Raw genomic sequence first — 19,779 nt, forward strand, 5'->3', positions numbered from 1 at the left:
GCATGCGCGGCGCCGGCCGGCGTTCGAACCGTCTGGTCCGGCGCCGGGCCCCGCATGCGGGGCCCGTTTTTTTTGCGCGCCGCTAGCGGTCGCCGCGCCGCCGGAACGCCCACCACGCGGCAAGCGCCGTGAAGCCGGCGACGAGCAGCACCATCAGCCAGAAGCCGTGCTTGTTCTCCGAGAACGGAATCCCGCCGACGTTCATCCCGAAGAACCCCGCGACGATGTTGATCGGCAGCGCGATCACGGTCACGAGCGTCAGCGTGAACAGCGTGCGGTTGTTCTGCTCGTCGAGGCGCGAGCCGATCTCTTCCTGCAGCAGCTTGATCCGCTCGACGAGCCCGGCGAGATCGGCGAGCACCAGCGAGAATTCCTCGGTCGACTCGCGCAGCTCCTGCACGTCCTCCGCATGCAGCCACGCGGGCGGCTTCGCGAGCAGCCGGAAGATCGAGCCGGGCTCCGGCGCGAGCATGCGCTGCAGCCGCGTCAGCGTGCGGCGCATCGCGCCCAGCTCGACGCGGCTCGCGGTCAGGCGCTGCGACAGGAAGCGATCCTCGATGCGGTCGACGTCGACGCTCGTGCGCCGCATGATCTGGATCAGCAGGTCGGCCTGGTCGCGCAGCAGGTGCACGAGCAGCTCCGCGGGCGAACGGAAACGCTCGCCGTCCCGCACGCTCGCGCGCAAGGTGTCGACCGAGCGCAGCGGCTTGAGCCGCGCGGTGACCATGATGCGCCGCTCGACGTGGACGAACAGCGTCGCGATCTCCGACGGCGTCAGTTCGAGATTGAACATCACGTCGTTGACGATCGCGCGCAGCGCGCCGTCTTCCTGTTCGATGCGGGTCGAGCGCGACCCTTCGTGCAGGAATTCGAAGAAGCTGTCGGGCAGCCCGAGGTGCGTGCGCATCCAGCGCTCGCTCGCGCCGTGCGCGAGGTTGAAGTGCAGCCAGACGAACGCATCGTCCGGCGCAGCGGCGCGGTGCCCGCGCAGCCAGTCGGCGGCGGCCTCGGCGTCGAGCATCGCCCCGGGCTCGCCGGGCATGAACCGGAACCCGCACACCATGCCGGAGGTATCCGCGCCGTAAGTCTGTACGATCATGTCGAAGGTCGTGCGGCGCGCGGCGGACGGGCATCATCGGCGGGCGCGCCGCACGCGCCCGGACGCCGCGCAGGGAAAGGAACCACGACGTATGCCCGACCGATGTGACGTTTTCGTGACGATGTCACGAACGGCGTCGCGGCGTCGAACGCAACGCGCCGCCCGGCGGGCGGCGCAAGCATCGGCAACGGGGGCGGCTTACTGGCGGTTCTGCGACTGCTCGGCGGACGGGCACGCGGGATCCTTGCCCCAGTGGCCGTCGCACACGCGCCACCGGCACAGCTGATCCTCGAAGAAGCCGCGCTCCGAACACTCCTTCACGCGCGCGCCGAGCGTCGCGCCGCCCGCCGTCGCGGCGGTCTTGGTCGGCGCAGCCTGCGCCGCGGGCTTCTTGTCGGCCGGCTTCGTGCGCGCGACAAGCGCCGCGAGCAGGTCGGCATCCGGATCGTCCTTCGCACTCGCCGTGCGCGTCGACGCGTCGCGACGCTTCTTCGCCTGCGCGACTTCGGCCTGCTGCTCCTTGCGACGCTTTTTGGCCTCGACCTTTGCTTCGGCTTTTGCGTCGGCCTTCGCGCGCGCGGCATCGGTCTTGCTGCGGGCGGCGACCGTGGCGGCCGAGGTCGCCTTCGCTGCCGGCTTCGCGCCCTTCGCGGCATCGGCTTTGGCTGCCGCGGCCGGCGCGACGGCCGGCGCGGCGGCGCCCGACGCAGCGGCGCCCGACGCGTCATCGGCGCCGCTCGCGAGCGCGCGCGACAGGCGGCCGTTGTCCGCGGCGGGCGCGGACGATGCGGATGCAACGGTTCGGGAAGCTGCGTCGTCGTTGACGATCGTGGCGGGCTGCGGCGCGCTCGCGACCTGCGGCGCAACGGCGCTGGCGGGCGCGGCCTTCGCCGGCACCGGCGCGGCAGGTGCCGCGGGTGCGGCAGCCACCGCCGTGGTGGTGTCGTCCGCCTGCTGCATGCGCCACGCGCCCCAGCCGCCGACCGCGACCACGAGCGCGACGACGGCTGCGATCGGCGCCTTCAGCGAACGGCGCGGCGGTTCGGGCTGCGGTGCGACGCGTCCCTCCAGATCCGCGAGAATCCGCGAATGCTGGGACCCGTCGGCCTGTTTCGTGTCGGACAGCAGGCTGGGCGGAGTTTTTGAATTCGAATTGTCCGGCGCACTCATTCAGTGTCTCATTGAATCCTGGTTTAATTCGCCGCGATAATATAGCCCGGCCTCTCAGAGCAGGGCCTGATTCTAAGAGCAAGCATTGCAAAACACAATCAATTCCAATTTCCGGGGATTTCGTTGATTGCCGTCGCACTCGTCGCCTATTTCGCCCTTGCAGTCGCCATCGCGGCGCTGCTGCTTTTACCCGGCGTCCGGGCAACCGTTTTTGAATCCGTCGCCCAGTTTCACGGCCGTCTCACGCGCCGTGCGAGCGATCGCGCCAGTCGCACCCGCAGTCAGATTGTTAAATCGGCAAGCGTTACCCGGGGTGCTTTAAACGACATGCAAAATTTACTTGTCCGGCGGCGCTTGCTGATTATGGTGTCGACAGGTATTCTTGCGACGCCGCCATTGGTCGCCATTGCGTTGCGCGGCCGGCAATTATTCCAATTCGACGACACGGCGCGCGCGCCTGACGAGAAGATCGCCGCCCTGCTGGAGGGCGAGCAGCTCGTGCCGCCCCCGCCGCTGCCGCCGGAAGTCTTTGCCACCAAGGAAGTCGAGCAGGTGCGGCCGGCGCTGAAAGACGCCAGCCGCGACTGGAACCTGCTGGACCCGGATTTCCGCACGCGCTTGCTGCTGGTCTACAAGATCATGCGCGAGCAGCACGGTTACGAAATGGCATTGCTGGAAGGTTACCGGAGCCCGGAACGGCAAAACCGGCTGGCGCAAATGGGCAGCAGCGTGACCAATGCGGCGGCGTTCCAGAGTTATCACCAATTCGGGCTGGCGTCCGACAACGCGTTCCTGCGCGACGGCAAGCTGGTCATTTCCGAGAAAGATCCGTGGGCAATGCGCGGCTACCAGTTATACGGACAGACCGCCGAACAGGTCGGCCTGACCTGGGGCGGGCGCTGGAAAATGATGGATCTGGGGCACGTTGAATACCATAAACCCGGTTTTAAACTGGGACGCGGCAGCTAGCCAGGGCTGGCCGGACAGGAAATAATGAGGGCGGCATGGGGCTTTCTAATATCCCGGCAGGAAACGATATGGGCTGTGCAAGCGGTCGTGCATTCCGGTGCGCGATTTTCCCGGGCCGCCGGTCCCGTTTTAAATCTCACAGCGTCCTTTCATCAATGCGCGCGCCTTCTCCGATGCCGCGGGCGCATTGATGCCGGCCTCTTTCACCCCGTTTGACAGCATGGCGACACATCGCGGCGCCACCCTTGCCGCTCGACGCGCCTGTGTCGCCTCATCGAATCGCACCGGAACCTGAACTTCCTATGCAACGCATCCTCAACGTGCTGACTCACCCGCGTACGCTCTCGATCGTCGGGATCGTCGCGCTCGCGGCGATCCTCTTCATCGCCGCCGATACGCTGCAGCTGCCGCTCCTGTGGGCGGCGCTCGCCTTCGCGGCGATCCTCGCGCTGTGGCTCGGCGTCGCGTTGTGGCGCCGCTGGCGCGTGAAGCGCGCGAACCGCCAGCTCGGCGAGATGCTCGAGGAGCAGGCCGAAACCGGCAAGATCGCCGCGCCGGCCGCCGCCGCGGCAACGACGGACGCGAAGACGGCCGACCTCGACGTGCTGCGCACGCGCCTGTCCGACGCGGTGAAGACGATCAAGACCTCGAAGATCGGCCAGGTGTCCGGCGGCTCCGCGCTGTACGAGCTGCCTTGGTACATCGTGATCGGCAACCCGGCCGCGGGCAAGAGCAGCGCGGTGATCAATTCCGGCCTGCAGTTCCCGTTTGCGGACAAGAACAGCGCGGTGATCCACGGCATCGGCGGCACCCGCAACTGCGACTGGTTCTTCACGACCGAAGGCATCCTGCTCGACACCGCGGGCCGCTACTCGGTGCACGAGGAAGACCGCAGCGAGTGGCTCGGCTTCCTCGGCCTGCTCAAGCGCTACCGCCCGAAGGCGCCGATCAACGGCATCATCGTCACCGCGAGCATCGCCGAACTCACCGGCAACCGCCCCGAATTCGCGATCAACCTCGCGAAAAACCTCCGCCAGCGCGTGCAGGAGCTGACCGAGAAGCTCGAAGTGTTCGCGCCGGTCTACGTGATGTTCACGAAGGCCGACCTGATCACCGGCTTCACCGAGTTCTTCAGCAGCAGCGACAAGCACGAATACGACCGCGTGTGGGGCGCCACCCTGCCCTACGAGCCGGACGAGAAGCGCGACGTCGTCGCGCTGTTCGACGAGCGCTTCGAGGAGCTGTACGACGGGCTGAAGGAGATCAGCGTCGCGCAGCTGTCGCTGTCGCGCGGCAACCTGGCGTCGCCGGGCCAGCTGAGCTTCCCGCTCGAGTTCTCGACGATCAAGCCGGCGCTGCGCGCGTTCCTCGCGACGCTGTTCGAGAACAACCCGTTCCAGTACAAGCCGATCTTCCGCGGCTTCTACTTCACCAGCGCGCTGCAGGAAGGCGAGACCAGCAGCGCCGCCGCGCAGCGCATCGCGCACCGCTTCGGCCTCGACGCGAGCGCGCTGCCGAAGCCGCACAGCGCGTTCTCGAAGAACGGCTTCTTCCTGCGCGACCTGTTCTCGAAGGTGGTCTTCGCGGACCGCCAGACGGTGCGCCAGTTCGCGAGCCCGACCAAGACGCGCCTGCGCTACGCGACCTTCTTCGGCTTCGTCGCGGCGCTCGCGCTCGCGCTCGGCGGCTGGACCTGGTCGACGATCGGCAACCAGCAGCTCGTCGCGAACGTGCAGGCCGACCTCGACAACGTCTCGCGCATGCAGCAGGGCCGCAACGACCTGCAGTCGCGCCTGCAGGCGATGGACATCCTCGAGGACCGCATCGAGCAGCTCGAGCAGTTCCGCCGCGACAAGCCGGTGTCGGTGTCGCTCGGCCTCTACCAGGGCGACCGTCTCGAGCAGCACCTGCTGACCGAGTACTACAACGGCGTGCGCCAGATCCTGCTGAGCCCGGTGTCGCAGAACCTCGCGTCGTTCCTGAAGGACGTGAACGCGCATCCGGACCAGCTCGTGCCGATGACGCGCCCGCCGGAGTCCGGCGCGGTGCAGGGCGGCGCCATCCCGGTCTCGACGAATCCGGCCGGGGCCGCACCGCAGGCCGCCGCCGCGCAGCCGGCCGCAGCCCCCCAGGGCGGCCTGTACAGCGACGCGTCGCCGACCAACGTGCAGGACGCGTACAACGCGCTGAAGACCTACCTGATGCTGTCCGACAAGCGCCACGTCGAGCAGGCGCACCTGACCGACCAGGTCGCGCGCTTCTGGCGCGGCTGGCTGGAGACGAATCGCGGCAACATGCCGCGCGACGAGATGATCCGGAGCGCCGAGCGCATGATCTCGTTCTACCTCGCGCGCGTGAACGACAACGACTGGCCGATGATCGAAGCGAACCTCTCGCTCGTCGACCAGACCCGCGAGAACCTGCGCCGCGTCGTGCGCGGGATGCCGGCCCGCCAGCGCGTGTACGAGGAAATCAAGGCGCGCGCGTCGACCCGCTTCGCGCCGATGACCATCGCGCGCATCGTCGGCGACGGCAACGGCGGCCTGATCGCCGGCAGCTACGCGATCCCCGGCACGTTCACGCGCGACGCGTGGTTCGAGTACGTGCAGCCGGCGATCCGCGACGCCGCGACCAAGGAGCTGCAGGCGAAGGACTGGGTGCTGAACACGTCGACGCAGGACGACCTGACGCTCGAGGGCAGCCCCGAGCAGATCCAGAAGACGCTGGTCGGCATGTACAAGACCGAATACGCGCAGCACTGGCAGAAGTTCATGCAGGGCATCGCGGTGCAGGGCTTCAGCAGCTTCGGGCAGGCGGTCGACGGGATGAACCGCCTGGGCGACCCGCAGGATTCGCCGATCCGCAAGGTGCTCGAGACCGCGTACGACCAGACCTCGTGGGACAACCCGTCGCTCGCGAACGCGACGATCAAGAAGGCGCAGACGGGCGTCGTGAACTGGTTCAAGCAGCTGTTCACGCGCACGAAGGCGGGCCAGGTGGCGGCCGCCAACATCGACATCAACGGCAATCCGGCGGACGTGCCGATGGGCCCGGTCGGCCAGGAGTTCGTCGGCCTCGCGCGGATCGTCGCGACGCATGACGGCACGTCGCTGCTGAAGGGCTACATGGACACGCTGTCGAAGGTCCGCACGCGCTTCAACGTGATCAAGAACCAGGGCGACCCGGGCCCGGGCGCGCGCCAGCTGATGCAGCAGACGCTCGACGGCAGCGGCTCGGAGCTGGCCGATTCGCTGAAGTTCGTCGACGAGCAGATGCTGACCGGCCTGACCGACACGCAACGCAAGTCGCTGCGCCCGCTGCTGGTGCGGCCGCTGATGCAGGCGTTCTCGGTCGTGATCCAGCCGGCCAGCGCGGAAGTCAACAAGGTGTGGAACGCGCAGGTCTACCAGCCGTTCCAGGGCTCGCTCGCGACCAAGTACCCGTTCGCGGCGAGCGCGAAGGTCGAGGCCGGCGCCAGCGAGATCGCGCAGGTGTTCGGTCCGGACGGCTCGATCGCGAAGTTCGTCGGCACGACGCTCGGGCCCCTCGCGGTGCGCCGCGGCGACACGCTCGCGGCCCGCACCTGGGGCGACATGGGCCTCGCGCTCGCGCCGGACTTCACGAACGGCTTCGCGCGCTGGGTCGCGCCGCTCTCGGGCGGCGCGGCGGGCGCCGGCGGCGGCGCTGCGTCGTCGGAACCGCAGACCGTGTTCCAGATCCTGCCGCAGCCGAGCAGCGGCACGACCGAGTACACGGTCGCGATCGACGGCCAGCAGCTGCGCTACCGCAACACGCCGCCGCAGTGGACCAACTTCGTGTGGCCGAACCCGCAGGGCTCGCCGGGCGCGACGCTGTCGGCGACCACCTTCGACGGCCGCACGATCCAGCTCGTCAACGAGCCGGGCCGCTACGGTCTCGAGAAGCTGATCAACTCCGCGCAGCGCAAGCGCCGCCCGGACGGCACCTTCGACCTCACGTGGACGCAGGGCAACGTGAACGTGTCGGTCACGATGCGCATCATCAGCACGTCGCAGCCGACGGGCGGCGGCGGCGACCAGCCGCAGCAGCAGAGCCTGCGCGGCCTGCGCCTGCCGTCGTCGGTCGCCGACGCGAGCGCCGGCGCCGCACAGAACGCGACGCAGGCGGGCGCCGGCGCGCCGGCCGCGGCACCGGCCGTTGCGGCCGCCACCGCATCGAATGCACAGGGGGCGCAATGACGCAAACCGTTCAGGCGCAGATCGCCTACTTCGGCAAGATCCCGTCGCGCGGCGATTTCGTCAAAAGCCCGCACAACCCGCAGCTGCTGCAGACGCTCGACCGCTGGATCGCGCAGGCGCTCGAGCTGCTCGCCGAGGACCCGCGCTGGAAGATCGTCTACGAAGACGCGCAGCCGATGCATTTCGCGTTCCTCGGCTCGCGCAGCCGGCTCGCGATCGCCGGGCACATGGTCGCGAGCCACGACGTGTCGATGCGCCGCTTCCCGTTCCTCGGCGCGGCCGCGCTCGAAGTCGAGCGGCCCGTCGCGTTCCTCGCGCGCAGCCCGCTCGCGTTCGCGCGGCTGTGGTCGCGCGTCGCGCAGCAGATCCCGCCGCTGCTCGGCAAGGAGGAGCCGCCCGGCGCGCTGCAGGCGCTCGGCGACACGCAGGTGCCGATCGAAGTCGGCAGCGGCCCCGGCAACGCGCACGACGGCACGTTCAACGATTTCATCGAGCACCAGTCGCTGTACGGCCTCGAGCAGATGCTGCTCGCGAGCGGCCATCCGGTGCGGCTGCGCGGCGCGATGCTCGCGCTCGGCTCGCTGCTGCGCCCGGTGATGCAGAGCGGCTCGTCGCACATCGAGCGCGGCCTCACGCTGCCGCTGCCGGTCGACCCGTTCTACCGCAGCCTCGTCGCGGCGTTCTGGCTCGAACTGATCGCGCCGTTCGTCGCGCAGGCCGACTTCGAGCTCGCGATCTTCATGGGCTCGATCGCCGAACGCGAACGGCTCATCATCGGCTTCAACGGCGCGTCGGCGAAAACGCTGCTGAGCGTCGTCGACCCGCAGACCTACGCCGCCCACAACATCGACATCGACGATCCGGAGTGGATCGACGCCCATGCGCAAAACGATCAACAGATCAGCAAGCTCGTCAGCTATCTCGACCAACCGCAACTGTCGCTGCGCTTCGCGATCGACGCGTTCCGCGAAGCGTTCATCGGAGGCTGACAGCATGCGCAACACGAATCACGCCCGCCGCGCGCGCTTTTCGCCCGTCATCGCCGCCCTCGTCGCCGCCGGCCTGCTCGCCGCCGGCGCCAGCAGCTTCGCGCAGAACAGCGGCGCGACCGTCACGCCGGTCGGCAACGGCACCGTCCAGACGAGCGCACTGCCGGCGACCGCCGCCCCCGCATCGCTGACGTCCGGCACGGCCGCGCATCCGGCCGCCGCGACGACGGCACTGGCGCCGCCGCCCGCGAACGCGACGCCCGGCCAGGTCGTCGTCGGCGGCAAGGTGCCCGACGAGGCGACCAAGGCCGCCGTGCTGCAGAAGCTGCGCGACACCTACGGCGCCGCGAACGTCGTCGACCAGATCGAGATCGGCGACGTCGCGACGCCGCCGAACTGGAGCGCGAACGTGCAGAAGCTGATCGGCCCGCAGCTCAAGCAGATCAGCAAGGGGCAGCTGAAGATCAACGGCACGCAGATCGACATGAAGGGCGAGGTGCGCAACGAGGCGCAGCGCCAGCAGCTCGCGAGCGACATGGCGAACACGTTGAACCCGACGTACACGATCAAGAACGGGCTGCGCGTGTCGGCGTCGGAGCAGGGGCTGCTCGACCAGACGCTCGCGAACCGCACGATCGAGTTCGAGACCGGCAGCGCGACGCTCACGCCGCAGGGCAAGGTGGTACTCGACCAGATGGCCGCGGCGCTCTCGAAGATGCCGAACCGCACGGTCGATCTCATCGGGCATACCGACAATTCGGGGAACCGCGCGTCGAATATCGCGCTGAGCCAGGCGCGCGCGGATGCGGTGAAGGGCTATCTGATCACGAAGGGGATCGCGTCGCAGCAGATGACCACGACGGGGGTGGGCCCGGATCAGCCGATCGCGCCGAATGATACGGCTGAAGGGCGGGCGCGGAATCGGAGGATTGATTTCCGGGTGGGGCAGTAGACGCGCGGGTGTGGGCATGGCGAGCCGACGGCAGGACGCCGGTGAACGCAGCCCGTGGATCGCGCGGGCGCGATCGATGGGCCGCGTCCTGGCCAATGCGCCGGTCCGCTGGTCGGTCGATCGTTCGATCCGGCCGTTCCCGTGAAAGACGCACTGCGCTGCCTGCGGTCGGCCGTTCTGCTGCTCGTTGGCGCGACGCTCGTGCTGATGGGTGCGGCGGACGCGATCGATTCCGCCATCCTCGTTCGCGCCCGTGCGTGGCCTCGCGTGCCCGCCGTCGTCGAGCGATGCGAGTTGTCGCTCCGGTATGGGAAATCCGCCGTGACCTGGGAGGCGCGCGCCGTGTTCCGGTATGGCGCGGAACATACGCGGCAGTACGACACGACGTGGCGGCCGGCCGGATCGCCGGTGTATTCGCGTTCGGAAGCGTCCAAGCTCAGCCGCGAACAGTTCGGCGCATTCACCCATACATATTGCAGCGCGGCCGCGACCGACGGGCTGCGCGTTTCGCCGATGTTTCCCGGCGTTGCTCGGCGTAACGATGCGGTTGTTGGCGGAGCATGGGTGCGTGAAACCGGATTCGCGCTGTTCGGTCTGGTTGGCGGGTTGATGCTGTGTGCGGTGAGCGTTTCGCTGTTGCCGTGGGGCGAGGATCGCAAAAAGCAGGCGGTGAAACACAAGGCACGGCGAGCGCGGAGTCGCGTCAGCGGTTTATGACGCAACGTGCGAGCTCGCCGATAGCGTATCGGCGAGTACGTAAAACCGCATCGCGCTACTGCGTCGTCTGTACGTGTGGCCGAGGTTTTCAGTGTCTCGAGGAACGCAGGCCACTCCGGCTCGCGTGGATTCGGTTCTGCTCCTGCCAGTACCGCATGTCGCTGCGGAACCTGAGGCTCTCAGGCCAAACGATCATCGCTCACGACTGCTCGTCGGGCCTCACGCCGAGCAGCTCGCGGATATGCGACAGCGACCCGCTGTCCTTCACCACGCTCTCGAGCCACTTGTGCAGCGGCATGTCGGCCCACTCGGCCGCCTTGTCCGCGAGATACGCGACCGGGCTGTGCGGCTCGGTCTGCCGGAAATAGCGGGCGACCGCGCGCAGCTGGTCGACCGCCTGCGCACGGTTCTGGATGCCGGCGATCATTTGCGCCACCGGCGCACGCGAAGCGGTCTGCGTCTGCACATGGGTCTCCTCGGTGTGGAACGCGTCGCCGAAGCTCGGTTCGACGCGCTCCGGCTGCGCTTGCTGCGCCGACGGCGCGTGCGGTGCGCTGCCCGTATAGCCCTGCTCGCGCGCGAAGCGCTCGGTGAGCCGGTACACGGTCTCGAACGCGTCGCGTGCCTGGCGGAAGCTCGGCGCCGCATCGCCGGCGCGCGCGTCGAGCGTCTCCTCGAACGCGTCGAGCGCAAATTCGAACGCCTTCAGGTTCCCGAGCAGCGCGGAATAGAACGCGAGCGACGTCACGCGCCGCGACGCGTCGATCTGCTCGACCGACGGCTTGCCGCGCGCGATGTCGTTCGCGTGCTCCGGGTCGCGCTTCACCGCCTGCGCGACGTGCTGCGCGACTTCCCAGTCGAGCGTGCTGAACGCGTTCGACGCGCCGTCCGTCAACGGCACCGCGCGCAGCAGCTCGGCGGTGCGCCCGGCGAGCCACGCGACGTTGCCGAGCCGGTATTCGGTGTCGTCACCCTCCGGCAGCGGATGCACGGTGTCCCAGTACTGGCGGCACAGCCCTTCGAGCAGCGAGTAGCCGTCGGTAAGGCCCGTGATGCCGTCCTCGAGCGCGAGCGCCTCGGTCAGCCAAACGGCCAGCCGCAGGTCCTTCGTCTGCGTGCGCAGCAGCTCGCTCGAGCGCGCGACGACGAAGCTCCAGTCGGCTTCCTTGATCTCGGTCACCCATTCGCCCTGGTCCAGCGACGGGTCGTCGAAGCGCCGCGCCTCCTGGATCGCGTCGAAATCGTTCGAGAACAGCAGGTCGTCGCCGCACGGCGACGCGTCGCTGATCGGCGTCAGCAAGTCGGGGAGATTGATCGGCATGGTTCAGTGAATCCGTTGATGCAGGAGGTTTCGCGCGCGGCGCTCATCCGACCGCTCATTCGACCGTGTATTCGAACGCGCCCGCGTCGTCCGCGCGCACCGCGATGCGCGCGATGGCCGCGCCGTCGGCGATCCGGCCCAGCACGTGGCCGGCGATCTCCGGCAGCAGCGTGCCGTTCAGGATGTGGTCGACGTTGCGGGCGCCCGAATCGACCTCGGTGCAGCGCGCGAGCACCGCGTCGACCAGCGACTCGTCCCACTCGAACACGGCCTTGTGGTTCGCGTCGATCCGGCGGCGGATGCGGTCGAGCTTCAGTTCGATGATCTCGGCGAGCACGTCGTCGGAGATCGGGTAGTACGGCACGACCTTCATGCGCCCGAGGAACGCGGGCTTGAACGTCTTGTACAGCTGCGGGCGCAGCGCTTCGGCAAGCGCGTCGGGATCGGGCAGCTCCTCGGCCGGCTTGTTCAGGCAGGCCTGCATCACGGCCGACGAGCCGACGTTCGACGTCAGGATGATCAGCGTGTTGCGGAAATCGATCTCGCGCCCTTCCGCGTCGTCCATCGCGCCCTTGTCGAACACCTGGAAGAACATCTCGAGCACGTCCGGGTGCGCCTTCTCGACCTCGTCGAGCAGCACGACCGAGTACGGATTGCGCCGCACCGCCTCGGTCAGCACGCCGCCCTCGCCGTAGCCGACGTAGCCCGGCGGCGAGCCCTTCAGGCCCGACACGCTGTGCGCCTCCTGATACTCGCTCATGTTGATCGTGACCATCTTGCGCTCGCCGCCGTACAGGATGTCGGCCAGCGCGAGCGCCGTCTCGGTCTTGCCGACGCCCGACGGCCCGACGAACATGAACACGCCGCGCGGCTTGTTCGGGTCCTCGAGGCTCGCCGACGCGGTGCGCACGCGCTGCGCGATCGCCTCCAGCGCGTGGTCCTGGCCGATCACGCGCGCGGCGAGGAGCGGCTGCAGGTTCAGCACCGTGCCGATCTCGTCCTTCACCATCCGGCCGAGCGGGATGCCCGTCCACGACGCGACGATCTCGGCCACCACGTGGCCGTCGACCTGCAGCGGCACCATCGGCTCGCCGCCCTGCAGCGCATGCAGCGTCGCGACGCGCTCGGCGAGCTTGTCGCGGGTGGCCTGCACGTCGACCGGCTCGCCGTCCTCCGACGGGCCGCGCGCGCGGTCGAGCGCCGCGCGTAATTCGGTGATCTCGGCGACGATCGCGCGCTCGCCTTCGTAACGGGCTTCGTCCGCCGCGAGCTGTGCGAGCGCCGCGTCGCGCGCGCCGCGCAGCTCGCCGAGCCGCTCGTCGTGTGACGCGCCGCTCGCCGCCTCGCGCTCGAGCGACGCGATCTCCGCGTCGATCCGCTCGATGCGCTTCCTGGTGTCGTCGATCGCGGCCGGCGTCGCGCTCTGCGCGAGCGCGACCTTCGCGCACGCGGTGTCGAGCACGCTGATCGCCTTGTCCGGCAGCTGGCGGCCGCTGATGTAGCGGTGCGACAGGCGCACGGCCTCGGTGATCGCGTCGTCGAGGATCCGCACGTTGAAGTGCTTCTCCATCAGCCCGGACATCCCGCGCAGCATCGCGGCCGCGAGCGGCTCGCTCGGCTCCTCGACCTTCACGACCTGGAAGCGCCGCGCGAGCGCCGCGTCCTTCTCGAAATACTTCTTGTATTCGCTCCACGTCGTCGCGGCGATCGTGCGCAGCTCGCCGCGCGCGAGCGCCGGCTTCAGCAGGTTCGCCGCATCGTTCTGGCCGGCCTGGCCGCCCGCGCCGATGATCGTGTGCGCCTCGTCGATGAACAGGATGATCGGATGCGCGCTCTTCTTCACCTCGTCGATCACGCTCTTCAGCCGGTTCTCGAACTCGCCCTTCACGCTCGCGCCGGCCTGCAGCAGGCCCATGTCGAGCACGTGCAGCGCGACGCCGCGCAACGGCGGCGGCACGTCGTCGGCCGCGATGCGCAGCGCGAGCCCCTCGACCACGGCCGTTTTGCCGACGCCCGCCTCGCCCGTCATGATCGGGTTGTTCTGGCGCCGCCGCATCAGGATGTCGATCGCCTGGCGGATCTCCGCCTCGCGGCCGATCACCGGATCGATCTTGCCGTCGCGCGCGCGCTGCGTGAGGTTGGTCGTGTAGGTGTCGAGCGCGGGCGTCTTCGACTGGCCGCCCGCGGGCGCCGCGTCGAGCGCCGGCGCGTCGCCGCCGTCGCCGTCGCCCGCCGCTTCCGCCTGCCGCGGCTCGGCTTCGCTCGACCCGGCGGTGATTTCGTCGAACTTGTGCTTCAGGTCCGTCACGCGGATCTCGGCGAACTGCGCGGACATCCGCTGCGCGAATTGCGCGAGGTCCGGCGCGGTCAGCAGCGCGAGCAGCAGATGCCCCGAGCGGATGCGGCCGAGCTGCGAATCGAGCGACGCGATCAGCCACGCCTGCTCGAACAGCGCGATCAGGTGCACGGAGAACACCGGCGTGCGCGTGTTGCCGGTCTTCAGGCGCGTCAGCTCGCGCTCGAGGTCCGCGCGCAGCGCGTGCGGATCGATGCGGCTCGCGCGCAGCGCCAGCGGCAGGTCGCCGGCCGGCTCGTCGAGCAGCGCGAGGAACAGGTGCTCCAGATCGACCTCGTAGTGGCCGCGCGCAAGGCACGCGCTCGCCGCGTGCTGCGCCGCCTGCCGGCACAGCGGATTCAGTTTCGTGATCAGGGTCTTCAGGGGCGTGCTCATGGCGTCGATCTCAGGTTCGATTGCTTGTTTGTTGTCAGTCAGTGAATCACGTGCAGCTCGTAGCGGGCGTCGGAGCGATCCTCGGCCGCGTCGCGGGTGCAGAGGAAGGCGTCCCAGCCGAGCCGCGCGCCCGCGCCGAGCCGGCTCGGGCCGACCTCGGTGCGCTTCAGCACGAGCGACACCTCGTATTCGAGCGTGACGCCCGCGAGCAGCGTCAGCATCCGTTCGAGGCCGACCGCCCGCGGGCCGCCGGGCAGGAACGCCTCGTAGTCGCGCTTCGCCAGCGGGCCGACCACGATCCGCGCGCGCATGTCGCGCTGCCACACGCGCTCGCCGACGAGCGCGGTCCCGCCGAGCACCGCGTTGACCTCGCCGAGCACGCTCAGCTGGTCGGCCGGCACGTCGTACCACTTGCCGACGAACTGGTCGATCTTCACCGGCACGCGGAAGTAGTCGGACAGCGTGCGCTGCAGGTACGCGGCCGACATCGGCCGGTGCCGCGCGGCCAGCGCGTAGCCGGCCACCGCCTCGTCGAGCACGCCGCCCGCGCCCGCCTGCAGGCTGTCGCGCACCTCGTCGCTCGTCACGCCCGCGATCGCGAGCAGCAGCGGCAGGTAGCGCTCGTCGCGGTCGAGCTCGTAATGGAACGGCAGCCGGTATTTCTTCCACGCGGCGTAGAACAGCGCGGTCGCACGGTTCGAGAACACGTCGAAGAACGCGCGCGCCGCGTGGTCGCGCTTCAGGTACTCGCGCGCGCCGATCTGCTCGGTGTAGTACAGCGGCAGCGCGCCCTGCCCGCCGAGCAGCCCGAAGAACGCGGGCGTCAGCTCGACGCGGCCGAGCTCGCCGGCCGCGAGCGCCGCGTCGCGCGCATCGTCGGCGTCGAGCGGCGCGCCGTCGTCGTCGAACGACCGCACGCGCTCGATCTCGCTCGCCGGAAAGCCGAGCGACAGCGTGTTGCGGAACGCGATGCGCTGCGCGACGACGTCGCCGTGCCGCCACGCGCCGGGCGCATCGGTCGCCTGCCGCGCGAACAGCCCTTCGAGCACGCGCACCGCCTGGAAGAACTCGAAGCGGTGCGGCTCGTCGAGCAGCGCGCCGACTACGCCAGGATCGATTCGCCGGTCCGGGGCTTGCATCGGATGATCTCCTCGCCGGTGCGCTTCGACACGACGACTAGTTGAACGAAACTGTTGAGGTGGACGTACAGCCCGAAGAAGCTGTCGAGCACGCGCACGAACGACGCGAGGCTCGAGCCGACGAAATGCTCCTCGTCGATCGTCACGCGGATCTCGATGCCGCGCACGAAGGTCGCGAACGGCTTGCCGGGCAGCCATTGCACGGCGCCGCGCTGCTCGATGCCCGCGAGCCCGTCGATCTGCCGCATCGACACCGCGGTGCGCCGCAGGTCGTACAGCGTCAGCATTTCCTTCAGCGGCGCGAGGCCGTGATCGACGAGCGACACGTGGTTGAGCGCCAGATGCGACACGAGCCGCCAGTGCGCGGAGCGGCCGCGCTCGAAGCGCACGCTCGGCGTCGGCCGGCGCAGCATCGCGATGCTGCTCGTCTGCGCGCCGCCTTCCTGGAACAGGTCGCCGCCCTCGAGCCCGAACGCCAGCATCGCCGGCAGGTCGCGGTTCGTGCAGGTCAGGTCGAGGCTCAGCGTGTCGGTCTGCGGCGACGTCGGCTCGAAATCGATGTCGACGATCGAGATCTCGGTCTCGTAGCCGGGGCTCTTCTGCGCGACCCAGTCGTTGCGGCGCGCGAACCAGTAATGGCCGACCCGCGCCGATTCGCCGTGGTGCAGCGAATAGAACGGCCGGAACTCGATCACCGATTCCTCGTGCGCCTGCTGGCGCACGAGCTTCACCGAGTCGATCGAATACACCTCGTACGCGAACGCGCGGCGCGCCTCGGCGATCACCGGATACGACACCGCGCGGTGCGTGATGCGGATCGGCTCGCCGTGCTGGCGGAACAGGTTGACGATCGGCGTGCAGAACAGCCGGAAATGGTTCGCGCTCAGCAGTTCGAGCAGGCGCGCGACGTGCGAGTCGCCGCGCACGTCCTGCAGCACGAGATGCAGCGTCGAGCGCTGGCAGCGGCCGGACGCGCGCGCGATCGCGGCGAGGTCGAAATCGACGAAGTCGAACTTGTCGGGGAACGCGAAATACTCGGTCAGCAGCCGGTACGCCGGATGCGATTTCGCCGGGTAGTCGATCAGCGCGTCGCCCTCGTCGAAGCCCGCCTGCGCGATCGGCAGCTTGCGCAGCGCGGTCCAGCGGCCGTTGCGCTCCGGCTCGACGTACGCGCCGAGCACGTTGACGAACAGGCAATCGGTGAGCGCCGCGACGAACGACTGTTCGCCGTGCAGGTGCGCGCGCAGCGTCGGCAGCTTCAGCGCGCCGAGGTCGAGCTGCGCCGCGAGCGATTCGAACGTGATCGAGATCACGCCGGTCGCGTTGGGCGGCAGCACCGTCGCGCTCGGCGCGAGCGCGACCGGCGTGTAGCGCGCCTCGGAAATGCGGATCGGCGCGAGCGTCACGTCGTAGGCGGTGCGGAACCGGCACTGCACGCCGCGGATCGGCCGGCTCTTCAGCTCGGTGCCGCGCTCGACGACCACCGGCTCGGTCTGCTGGCCCGGCGCGCCGAGCGCGAACTGCGTGATCGAGCACGACGGGAACGGCCGCAGGTAGTGCGGATACAGCACTTCCAGCAGCGCTTCGGTGAATTCAGGGTAGTCGTCGTCGAGCTTCTTGTTGATCCGCGCGCCGAGCAGCGCGAACGACTCGATCATCCGCTCGACGTGCGGATCCTCGCAATGCTCGCCGGAGAGCGCGAGACGCGCCGCGATCTTCGGGTAGCGTTCGGCGAAATCGCGCGAATAGCGCCGCAAAAACGATAATTCGCGCTCGTAATACGGCAGCAATTCTTCCATCGACGACCCCGAACCTCATTCATTGCGTGCCGCGCCGGACGGTCCGGCCCGCGCGGCGGCGTAAGTTACTGCGCTTTCGCGGCGCGCGCGCGTGTGACCGAATACTGCAGCGTCGACGGCTGCAGCATCGCGTCGAAATTGACCGGCTCTTCGGCCGGATGCACGACGAGCAGCGCCTGGATCGCGAAATAGAGCGCGTTGGTCGACTGCTCGTTGAGCTCGAACGTCACCTGCACCTGCTGCAGGCGCGGCTCATGGCGCGCGATCGCCAGCTGGATCGACTTGCAGATGTAGGTGCGGTCGTAATGGCTCGCGAGGCTCAGGCCCGCGAAATCGTTCAGCCCGTAGGTCAGCACCGACTTCTGGCATTCCGGCAGCGTCGCCAGTTCGTGATCGGTATGCGCGATACGGGTATTGAGGATCGCCTCGACATCGCGGGCGACCGTGTTCTTCAGCTCTTCCAGCGACAATTGCCGCATCGCCGCGGAAGCCGGCAGGTGCGGTTCATCGTCGAACAGCTTGTCGAGAAAGCTCGGTTCGAATCGTTTCATCAGGCCGGCATACGCTGCGAAAAACGGCAACGGGACGCGACGCCCCGTTGCCGCAACCGACCTTAGACCGCGTAGGTCTTGTCGTTCTTCGTCAGGCTCCAGGCGCCCTGCGTGTTGCCGCCCTGGTTGCCGCCGATCTTCTGCTGCGTCTGCTTCCACTGCACGGCAGCGTACTTCAGCGAGAAGGTCTCGTGCGGCAGGCCTTCCTTCTGCACGCTCGGCGTGACGCTCGAGATGATCACGTACTTCAGCTTGACCTCGAGGTACTTGACGCGCTGGCCTTCGCCGTCCGAACGCATGAAGTCGATCGTGACTTCATCGAACGTCGTGCCGCCCGACGCGTGCTGGTACAGCAGCGGGCTCGACGAATCGATCTCCTTCGTGAACACCATGTCGCCGTGCTCGCAACGCTCCGACGTATGGCCGCCGGCCGTCGATGCAGTCGCCGAGCGCGGCTGGATGATGGAATGGTCCCACGATTTCAGTTCAATCCAGGCATCGTGGTCTTTGTCCGCAGACTCGCCCTTGATGGCCGGATTACCGAACTTCAGATACATGTCTAACATGGCCTTCGACTCCCCAAAGAGGTGGTTTTAACGTCCTACCCAGGCGGCCCGCCCGGGCGATTCTTCGCTTATGAATTTGCCGGTTTGGGCAGATCAGCGACAAGCCGCAGAGAAATCGAGAGTTCGTCGAGCTGAAAGTGCGGGCGCAGGAACGCGACCGAACGATACGAGCCCGGCTTGCCCGGAATCTCTGACACTTGTACGGATGCCTCGCGCAGCGGGAATTGCGCCTTCTGCTCCTGCGTCGCGTTGTCGTCGAGCAGGACGTATTGCGAAATCCACCGGTTGAGGAACGTCTCGACGTTCTGTGCCGACGCGAAGCTGCCGATCTTGTCCCGCATCATCGCCTTCAGGTAGTGCGCGACGCGCGATACCGAGAAGATGTATTGAAGCTGGGCGGACAGGACGGCGTTCGCGTTGGCGCTGTCGGTGCTGTATTTCTTCGGCTTCTGCACCGATTGCGCGGCAAAGAACGCGGCGTAGTCGGAATTCTTGCAATGGACGAGCGGAATGAAGCCGAGGTCGCTCAGCTCCTTCTCGCGGCGGTCGGTGATCGCGATCTCGGTCGGGCACTTCAGCGCGACCTCGCCGTCGTCGGTCTTGAACGTGTGGGTCGGCAGGTCCTGGACGAGGCCGCCGCCTTCGACGCCGCGGATCGCCGCGCACCAGCCGAAGTCGTCGAACGCCGCCGTCAGGCGCGCGGCGAATGCCCATGCCGCGTTGCACCACAGGTACTTGTCGTGGTCGGTGCCGTCGACGTCCTCGACGAAGTTGAAGCTTTCGGCGATCTGGCCGTCCTTCGGATTGAACGGCAGGCGGCCGAGGAAGCGCGGCAGCGTCAGGCCGACGTAGCGCGAATCCTCGGAATCGCGGAACGACTTCCACTTCGTGTATTCGACCGTGTCGAACACCTTGCCGAGATCGCGCGGCCGGCCGAGGTCGGAGAACGTCTCGAGGCCGAGCAGCTCCGGCGACGCCGACGCGATGAACGGCGCGTGCGCGGCCGCCGCAACGTGCGACATCTGCTCGATGAAGTACATGTCTTCCGGCTGGCGGGAGATCTCGTAGTCGCCGATCAGCGTGCCGAACGGCGAGCCGCCGAACGTGCCGAATTCCTCTTCGTAGACCTTCTTGAACAGCGCGCTCTGGTCGAACTCGCTCGCGCTCTTGAAGTCGCGCACGAGCTCGCGCTTCGGCGCGTGCAGCGCCTTGATCTTGATCGTCTGGCCGGTGTTGCTTTCCTTGACCAGATAGTCGAGGCCGCGCCACGTGCCTTCGAGGCGCTGGAATTCCGGCGCATGCATCACGGCCGAAAGCTGCGCGGAGATCAGGCTGTCGAGCTCCGCGACGCGCGCGTCGATCGTCGCCGACAGGTTGTCCGACACGATCACCGTGCCGTCGAGCACCTGGTGCACGAGTTCGCCGATCAGGTCCTTCGCGCGTGCATGCTCGGAATCGGATTTCGCGACCTTGCTCTTCTCGACGATCTCGTCGAGCAGCGAAGTCCCGGCGGCGTATTCCGCGCCGCTCGTCTGGGCCGCAGCCGTTTGCTGGTTCAT

At 68.2% G+C, this 19,779-nt stretch carries 14 protein-coding genes; 5 read left to right on the forward strand and 9 right to left on the reverse strand.

Annotation, left to right across the window (positions count from 1 at the left end):
- Positions 1 to 82: 82 nt before the first annotated feature.
- Positions 83 to 1,099, reverse strand: a complete 1,017-nt coding sequence (locus WJ35_RS09340) for a transporter (RefSeq protein ID WP_029226619.1) — start codon at positions 1,097 to 1,099, stop codon at positions 83 to 85.
- Between the two features lie 198 nt (positions 1,100 to 1,297).
- Positions 1,298 to 2,269: a hypothetical protein gene (locus WJ35_RS09345; protein ID WP_060232672.1), complete on the reverse strand. Its 972-nt coding sequence runs from the start codon at positions 2,267 to 2,269 to the stop codon at positions 1,298 to 1,300.
- 123 nt (positions 2,270 to 2,392) lie between these two features.
- Here WJ35_RS09345 and WJ35_RS09350 point away from each other — a divergent pair, with 123 nt between their 5' ends.
- From WJ35_RS09350 to WJ35_RS09370, 5 genes are all read left to right on the forward strand, one after another.
- Positions 2,393 to 3,238 carry a M15 family metallopeptidase gene (locus tag WJ35_RS09350; RefSeq protein ID WP_060232674.1) on the forward strand — a complete coding sequence of 282 codons (846 nt, stop codon included), beginning with the start codon at positions 2,393 to 2,395 and terminating at the stop codon, positions 3,236 to 3,238.
- A gap of 302 nt (positions 3,239 to 3,540) precedes the next feature.
- Positions 3,541 to 7,455, forward strand: a complete 3,915-nt coding sequence (tssM, locus tag WJ35_RS09355; RefSeq protein ID WP_069239068.1) for a type VI secretion system membrane subunit TssM — start codon at positions 3,541 to 3,543, stop codon at positions 7,453 to 7,455.
- Positions 7,452 to 8,444 (forward strand): type VI secretion system-associated protein TagF, encoded by a 993-nt coding sequence (gene tagF, locus WJ35_RS09360; RefSeq protein WP_010092853.1) that lies wholly within the window; start codon positions 7,452 to 7,454, stop codon positions 8,442 to 8,444. The genes tssM and tagF overlap by 4 nt, the downstream gene beginning before the upstream one ends.
- A 4-nt stretch (positions 8,445 to 8,448) precedes the next feature.
- Positions 8,449 to 9,396: an OmpA family protein gene (locus WJ35_RS09365; RefSeq protein WP_060077007.1), complete on the forward strand. Its 948-nt coding sequence runs from the start codon at positions 8,449 to 8,451 to the stop codon at positions 9,394 to 9,396.
- A gap of 141 nt (positions 9,397 to 9,537) precedes the next feature.
- On the forward strand, positions 9,538 to 10,113 hold the full coding sequence (locus WJ35_RS09370) for a hypothetical protein (protein WP_045578564.1): 576 nt from the start codon (positions 9,538 to 9,540) through the stop codon (positions 10,111 to 10,113).
- A 199-nt stretch (positions 10,114 to 10,312) separates the two neighbouring features.
- On the opposite strand, the gene tssA is transcribed toward WJ35_RS09370, so the two are convergent.
- From tssA to tssC, 7 genes are all read right to left on the reverse strand, one after another.
- Entirely contained in the window at positions 10,313 to 11,434 is a 1,122-nt protein-coding gene (gene tssA / locus WJ35_RS09375) for a type VI secretion system protein TssA (RefSeq protein WP_069239069.1), read from the reverse strand.
- 55 nt (positions 11,435 to 11,489) lie between these two features.
- Positions 11,490 to 14,165 (reverse strand): type VI secretion system ATPase TssH, encoded by a 2,676-nt coding sequence (tssH, locus tag WJ35_RS09380; protein WP_069239070.1) that lies wholly within the window; start codon positions 14,163 to 14,165, stop codon positions 11,490 to 11,492.
- A gap of 38 nt (positions 14,166 to 14,203) precedes the next feature.
- A complete protein-coding gene (tssG, locus tag WJ35_RS09385) occupies positions 14,204 to 15,304 on the reverse strand; it encodes a type VI secretion system baseplate subunit TssG (protein WP_069239071.1) in 1,101 nt (366 codons plus the stop codon).
- Positions 15,268 to 17,103, reverse strand: a complete 1,836-nt coding sequence (tssF, locus tag WJ35_RS09390) for a type VI secretion system baseplate subunit TssF (RefSeq protein ID WP_010096523.1) — start codon at positions 17,101 to 17,103, stop codon at positions 15,268 to 15,270. The genes tssG and tssF overlap by 37 nt, the downstream gene beginning before the upstream one ends.
- Positions 17,104 to 17,168: 65 nt before the next feature.
- Complete coding sequence (gene tssE, locus WJ35_RS09395; RefSeq protein WP_010096524.1) at positions 17,169 to 17,654, reverse strand: type VI secretion system baseplate subunit TssE; 486 nt, start codon at positions 17,652 to 17,654, stop codon at positions 17,169 to 17,171.
- A gap of 62 nt (positions 17,655 to 17,716) precedes the next feature.
- Positions 17,717 to 18,220: an Hcp family type VI secretion system effector gene (locus WJ35_RS09400; RefSeq protein ID WP_010096526.1), complete on the reverse strand. Its 504-nt coding sequence runs from the start codon at positions 18,218 to 18,220 to the stop codon at positions 17,717 to 17,719.
- 68 nt (positions 18,221 to 18,288) lie between these two features.
- Positions 18,289 to 19,779, reverse strand: a complete 1,491-nt coding sequence (gene tssC, locus WJ35_RS09405) for a type VI secretion system contractile sheath large subunit (RefSeq protein ID WP_010096528.1) — start codon at positions 19,777 to 19,779, stop codon at positions 18,289 to 18,291.

This window comes from Burkholderia ubonensis (assembly GCF_001718695.1).
GTDB lineage: Bacteria > Pseudomonadota > Gammaproteobacteria > Burkholderiales > Burkholderiaceae > Burkholderia > Burkholderia ubonensis_B.